At 73.6% G+C, this 6,834-nt stretch carries 4 protein-coding genes; 1 reads left to right on the top strand and 3 read right to left on the bottom strand.

The features are described from left to right. Nucleotides 1-40 precede the first annotated feature (40 nt). A complete protein-coding gene (locus ACFUMH_RS18010; protein ID WP_378208775.1) occupies nt 41-2,584 on the bottom strand; it encodes a glycoside hydrolase family 2 protein in 2,544 nt (847 codons plus the stop codon). Between the two features lie 267 nt (nt 2,585-2,851). On the opposite strand from ACFUMH_RS18010, the gene ACFUMH_RS18015 reads away from it, so the two are divergent. Next, nucleotides 2,852-5,029, top strand: coding sequence for an alpha-galactosidase (locus ACFUMH_RS18015; protein WP_378208777.1), 2,178 nt, complete (start codon nt 2,852-2,854; stop codon nt 5,027-5,029). Between the two features lie 79 nt (nt 5,030-5,108). Here ACFUMH_RS18015 and ACFUMH_RS18020 read toward each other — a convergent pair whose 3' ends face one another. Beyond that, a complete protein-coding gene (locus ACFUMH_RS18020; RefSeq protein ID WP_378208780.1) occupies nt 5,109-5,930 on the bottom strand; it encodes a carbohydrate ABC transporter permease in 822 nt (273 codons plus the stop codon). Beyond that, nucleotides 5,927-6,834 (bottom strand): carbohydrate ABC transporter permease (locus ACFUMH_RS18025; RefSeq protein WP_378208782.1); only part of this gene is annotated, 908 nt, incomplete at its 5' end. The genes ACFUMH_RS18025 and ACFUMH_RS18020, both read right to left, overlap by 4 nt.

Below are 6,834 nucleotides of genomic sequence, written 5' to 3' on the forward strand. Positions count from 1 at the left end.
GGTGCGTCCACCGCACCGGCCGCCGCACGCGGGGGCACGGTCAGCCGCCGACGGCGGCGCCGCGGGCTGCGGGCACGACGACGTCGTTCGCCGTGCGCAGCACCGGCGCGCGCAGCAGGTTCTGCGGGTCGATGGACGCGGACGTGCGCACCCGGAAGCGGGCGCGGGCGCCGGCGGGCAGCGTGACGAGGGCGTCGTCGACGCGCGCGCCCGGGTCGAGGCGGTCGACGAGGAGCGTCACGTCCTTGGCGAGCGAGCGCGCGACGACCTCGACCTCGTAGCCGTCCTGCGTCGGCGTGACACCGGCGGTGAGCGGGTCGGGGTGCAGGTCCAGGGCGACGTCCTCGAGCCACGTGTGCACGTGGCGGGCGTGGTCGAGCGTGACGACGAGCGCCTCGCGCGCGGGGTCCACCGGCGTCAGGAGCGCCTCCGCCAGCGCGAACGTGCCGACCGACCACGCCCCCACGGTGAGCGGCAGCTCGGCCGACGCGAGCACGCTGCCGTCGAGGCGCTGCCGCTCGAGCCGGGCCACGCCCTTCCACAGCGTCGGGGTGTCGTTGACGACCAGCAGGGCCTCACGGCCGTCCCGCGGCTGCACGGTGACGACGCGCTCGGCGAACGCGGCGCGCATCGCGTACCAGAGCGGCTTCGGGCGCTCGTCGCCGTCGACCGCGGCCCACGACGTCACGGGCCAGCAGTCGTTGAGCTGCCACACGATCGCGCCGGCGGTCCGCGGCCACCACGAGCGGTAGTGCTCGACGGCGAACCGGACGGCCCGCGCCTGGTTGAGCTGGCCCGCCCAGTGCCAGTCGGCGAAGCCGTCGGGCACGCCCAGGTGCGGCGCCATCCCGCGGTCGAGCTTGCCGTTGCCGTCGTCGGCCTTCTGGTGCAGCAGGAACGTCGGGTGCTCCTTGCCCGCGACCGCGCCGTCCTCGTCCCGCACGGCGCGGCGCAGCGTCGCCCACGTCGGCGGGCCCTGGAAGCCGAACTCCGAGCAGAAGCGCGGCACCTCGTCGCGGTAGACGGAGTAGTCGACGCGGTTCCACACCTCCCACTGGTGGTGGGTGCCGTGGTCGGGGTCGTTGGGGTGCACGTCCTGCGGGGCGAAGCCCGGCGAGAAGGGGCTGTTCGCGGCGTACGGGCGGGTGGGGTCGAGCTCGGCCACGACGGCCGCGAGCACCTCGGTCGCGTAGGCGTGGCCCCACGTGCGGCCGTCGAGCTCGTCCTTCCAGCCCCAGTCCTCGTGGCCCCACAGGTTCTCGTTGCCGCCGTTCCACAGGACGAGCGACGGGTGCGGCATGAGGCGGGCGACGTGCTCCCGCGCCTCGGCCTCGATCTCGTCGCGCAGCGGCTGCTCCTCGGGGTACGCGGCGCAGGCGAGCAGGAAGTCCTGCCACACGAGCAGGCCCCGCTCGTCGCACAGCTCGTAGAAGTCCTCGGACTCGTAGACGCCGCCGCCCCACACCCGCAGCAGGTTGAGGTGGGCGCCGACCGCCTGGTCGAGGCGCCGCGCGACGCGCTCGCGGGTGAGGCGGGTGAGGAGGTGGTCGTCGGGGATCCAGTTCGCGCCCTTGACGAAGAGCGGCCGCCCGTTGACGCGCAGCGTGAACGCGGTGCCGTGGTCGTCGGCGGTCGTGTCGAGCTCGACGGTGCGGAAGCCGATGCGACGCGTCCACGTGCCGAGGAGGGGACCGGTGCCGCGCGGCTCGGCGGGCGCGGCGACGTCGGCGGCGCTCAGCTCGACGGTCAGCGCGTGCAGCGGCTGCCCGCCGTGCCCGACCGGCCACCACAGCGGCGCGTGCGGCACCTCGAGCCGGACCACGCCGGACGTGGCGCCCGCAGCGACCCGGCCGACCACGTCGGCGCCGGCGACCGACGCCCGCACGACGAGGGCGGCGTCGCCGCCGGGCAGCCCCGACCGCTCCACGTCGACGTGCACCTCGACGACGCCGGTGCCGTCCGGCTCGACCGTGACGAGCGGCCGGACGCCGGCGAGGCGGGCGACGCGCCACCGCTCGACACGCACGGGCCGCCACAGGCCCGCGGTCTGCAGGTCGGGCCCCCAGTCCCAGCCGAACGAGCACGCCATCTTGCGGACCATGTTGAACGGCTGCGTGTAGGCCGCCGGGCGCGGCCCGAGACGCTCCGCCTCCGCCTCGGCGTACGCGAGCGCCGACGCGATCTCGACGCGCAGGCGCTGCGTCGTCGGGCGGACGCGGTCGCGGACGTCGACGCGGTGGCTGCGGTGCATGTCCCGCGTGCGCAGGACGACGTCGCCGTCGAGCAGCACGGTGCCGACGGTGTCGACACCGTCGAGGACCAGGTCGACGCGCTCGTCGTCGGCGGGCAGGTCGAGCACGAGCTCGCGCTCGTACGCCCAGTCCACGCGCTTCATCCAGGCGAGCCGCTGCTCGTGGTCGTCGACGTACGGGTCGTGGATCAGCCCCGCGTCGAGCAGGTGCGTGTGCGACGTGCCCGGCACGCGCACACGCAGGCCGGTGCGCAGCCGCTCGGCCAGGTGGTCGGGGACGTCGCCCGCCGTGGCCGTCAGCGTCCAGCCGTCGCGGAGGTCGGTCAGGGTCACGGGGCGCTCCTCGCAGTCCGGGCTCCGGGGCGCCGCGCGCCGTCGCGCGTGCCGGGCGGCAGAGCCGTCGTCGAAGCACCTGAGGACATCCTTAAGCAACTGAAGAAAGTTAGTCAACCGCGTACGCTGGCGCCGTCACCGGCCGCGCAGCCGGTCCGCACGGGCGCGAGGGCGCGCCCGGACCGGTGCGCGGCACCGTCCGTGCGACGGCGTCGCCCTCGACGCCGTCGCGCCGTCCGCGGCCCGCGGCCGCAGGTCAGGAGCCCCGTGCCCGAGCACGACGACGTCCGCACCGCCCCACCGTCCGCCGCCCCCGTCCACCTGCGCGCCGACGACGTGTCGCTCGTCGTGGACGTCGACGGCGGCCGGCTGCCCCGCGTCCTGCACTGGGGCACCGCGCTCGGCGACCTGGACGACGCGGCCCTGCGCGCGCTGCGGACCGCGTCGCGCCCGGCGCCCCGCGGGTTCGCGGTGGACGGCGAGGTGGTGCCGGGCGTCGTGCCGGAGCAGTCCGCCGGGTGGCTCGGCACGCCGGGCCTCACGGGCAGCCGGGCCGGCCGCGCGTGGTCCGTGGCGTTCGGCGTCGCGGCCGGGGACGTCACGGTCGTGCACGCACCGGAGGGGGGCGGCGTCGTCGACGTGCGCGGCACCGACCCGCACGCCGGCCTCGAGCTGCGCCTGCGGATCGAGCTGACCCCGCAGGGCCTCGTCCGCCAGCGCGCCACCGTGCGCAACACGGGCGACGACGCGTACGAGGTCGCGGGCCTGCTCCTCACGCTGCCGGTGCCGCTGCGCGCCGGCGAGCTGCTCGACCTGGGCGGCCACTGGGCGCGCGAGCGCACGCCCCTGCGCACGGCGTTCACGCACGGCACCCGGCTGCGCGAGAACCGGCGGGGCCGGACCGGGTACGACACGCCGTACGTGCTGGTCGCGGGCGCGCCCGGCCTCGCCCACCGGCACGGCGAGGTGTGGGGGCTGCACGTGGCGTGGTCGGGCAACCACCGCAGCCTCGCCGAGCGGCACCACCACCACGAGGGCCTGCTGGGCGGCGGCGAGCTGCTCGAGCCCGGCGAGGTCCGGCTCGCGGCGGGGGAGTCGTACGCGAGCCCGTGGGTGTACGGGTCGTACGGCGCGGCCGGGCTCGACGACCTGGCGTCGCGCTTCCACCGGTGGATGCGCGCCCGGCCGCAGCACCCCCGCACGCCGCGCCCCGTCACGCTCAACACGTGGGAGGCCGTGTACTTCCGGCACGACCTCGGCCGGCTGACGGAGCTCGCCGACGCCGCCGCGGCCGTCGGCGCAGAGCGCTACGTGCTCGACGACGGCTGGTTCGGGTCCCGGCGCGACGACACGTCGGGCCTCGGCGACTGGTACGTGTCCGAGGAGGTCTGGCCCGACGGGCTGCACCCGCTGATCGCGCACGTCACGGGTCTCGGCATGCAGTTCGGCCTGTGGGTCGAGCCGGAGATGGTCAACCCGGACTCCGACCTCGCACGGGCGCACCCCGACTGGATCCTCCAGGTGCCCGGGCGGCTGCCGCTGCCCGCGCGCCAGCAGCAGGTCCTCGACCTGGCGAACCCGGACGCGTGGGCGTACGTGCTCGAGCGCCTGGACGCGCTGCTCATCGAGCACGACATCGCGTACCTCAAGTGGGACCACAACCGCGACCTCGTCGACGCCGGTCACGGGGCCGACCGCACGCCCGGCGTGCACGGGCAGACGCTGGCCGTCTACCGGCTGCTCGACGAGCTGCGCCGGCGGCACCCGCGCGTCGAGATCGAGTCGTGCTCCTCGGGCGGGGCCCGCGTCGACCTCGAGATCCTCGAGCGGACGGAACGGGTGTGGGCGTCCGACTGCATCGACGCGCTCGAGCGGCAGCAGATCCAGCCGTGGACGAACCTGCTCATCCCGCTCGAGCTGATCGGCGCGCACATCGGCTCCGGGCACGCGCACAGCACCGGGCGGGCGCACGAGCTGGCGTTCCGCGCGGGCACCGCGCTGTTCGGGCACCTCGGGATCGAGTGGGACCTGCGCGAGGCGGACGGCGCGCAGCGCGCCGAGCTGGCCGCGTGGGTCGGCCTGTACAAGGAGCTGCGCGACCTGCTGCACACAGGCACGAGCGTGCACGCCGACGTCGCCGACCCCGCGTTCGCGGTGCACGGCGTCGTCGCCGCCGACGGGTCGGACGCCCTGTTCGCCGTCGCGACGACGGCCATGTCCGCGCAGCTGCCGCCCGGGCACGTGCCGCTGCCGGGCCTCGACCCCGACGCGACGTACCACGTGCGCCCGCAGGCGCCCGGGGACGTCGTGACCCACGGCCTGCCGTGCCCGTGGTGGACGCCGGAGGGTGTCCGCCTGCCGGGCCGGGTGCTCGAGCGCGTCGGCGTCCGCGCGCCGGTGCTCTCCTCCGAGCGGCTCGTGCTGGTGCGCGCGACGCGGGTCTGACGCGGGGCTCCGCCGCGGCGGGGCGGGGGACGCACGAGGGGCCGGTCCGCGGTGCGGACCGGCCCCGTCGCGTGCCCGGCTACTTCGTCGCGCCCGCGGTGAAGCCGTTGTAGATGTACTTCTGGAGGAACAGGAACAGCACGAGGATCGGCACGATCGTGATGACGACGCCCGCCGAGATGACCTCCCACTGCGACCCGAACGGGCCCTTGAACGCGAAGAGCGACGTCGAGATGGGCCGCAGGTCGGGGTCCGGCAGGTACAGGAACGGCAGGAAGAACTCGTTGTAGATGCCGATGCCCTTGATGATCACCACGGTCGCGATCGCGGGCTTGAGGTTGGGCAGGATGATCTGGAAGAAGATCCGCAGGTGCCCGGCCCCCTCGATCATCGCCGCCTCGTCCAGCGAGCGGGGGATGGCCCGCATGAACTGCAGGAAGATGTACACCGAGATGATGTCGGTGCCCATGAACAGCAGGATCAGCGCCCACCGCGTGTTGTACAGGCCGAGGGCGTTGACGATCTGGAACGTGGCGACCTGCGTGGTGACACCCGGCACGAGCGTGGCGAGCAGGAACAGGTTGAGCACCGCCCCGCGCCCGACGAACGAGAACCGGTCGATCGCGTAGGCCGTGGCGGCGCCGATCAGGATCGTGCCGGCGATGGCCGCGACGAAGATGACGACCGTGTTGAGGAACCCCAGCGCCATGCCGCCGCGCGTGAACGCGGTGACGTAGTTGGTGAAGGTCCAGCTCTCGGGCAGCGCGAACGGGTTCGTCGCGAGGAACTCCTGACCGGTCTTGAACGAGCCGAACAGGATGAGGCCCAGCGGCAGCAGGGTCACGAGCGACGCCACGACGAGCGACGCGTACTTCAGCGTGCCGGTGATCGCGCGCGTCATGTCAGGTCCACCTCCCGCTCCGGGACGAGCCGCCGCTGCAGCCACGTCACCAGGAGCACGATCACGAGCAGCACGACCGCCATCGCGGACGCGAGGCCCACGGTGTTGCGGTTGAACGCCATCCAGATGGTGCGGATCACGAACGTCTCGGTGCCGTTGCCCCCGTTCGTCATGACGTACGGGATCTCGAACACCGACAGGGCACCGGAGATCGCGAGGATGAACGAGAGGCCGAGGATCGGGCGGATGGACGGCAGGATGATGTGCCAGAACTGGTGCCAGCGCGTGGCGCCGTCGATCTCGGCCGCCTCGTAGATCTCCCCGCTGATGGACGAGATGGCCCCGAGGAACATGACGAAGTTGAGGCCCATGTAGCGCCACACCGACACGGCCGCCAGCGAGTAGTTCGCGATCGCCGGGTCGCCGGTCCACTGCTGCACCAGGCTCTCGAGCCCCGCCGTCAGCAGGACCGTGTCGAGTCCGCCGCCCGGCTTGAGGAAGTTGAGGAAGATCAGGCCGATCGCGACGCCGTTGATGAGGTAGGGGAAGAACAGGATCCCCTTCCACAGGTTCTTCGCCCGGACCTTGAACGACAGGATCGTCGCGAAGTACAGCGCGAGCGCCATCTGCACGAACGAGGCCGCGAAGTAGTACAGCGACACGTAGAAGACCCGCACGTTGTCGGGGTCCGTGAAGACCTCGACGTAGTTGTCGGTCCCGACGACGTCCTTGACCTTGTCCAGCCCGTCCCAGTCGGTGACGGAGTAGAAGAACATGTTCGCCACCGGCACGTACGTGAGCAGCACGAGCAGCGCGAGCGGGACGAGCAGGAACAGGTAGGGCGTGAGCCGACGCGACCACGTGGACCCGCGGCCCGTACCGCCCGGCCTGCGCCGGGCGGTAC

This window comes from Cellulomonas sp. NPDC057328 (genome assembly GCF_042667215.1).
GTDB lineage: Bacteria > Actinomycetota > Actinomycetes > Actinomycetales > Cellulomonadaceae > Cellulomonas.

Coding starts and splice junctions, on each gene's coding strand:
- ACFUMH_RS18020 (WP_378208780.1), bottom strand. CDS start 5,930: ATGACGCGCGCGATCACCGGCACGCTGAAGTACGCGTCGCTCGTCGTG.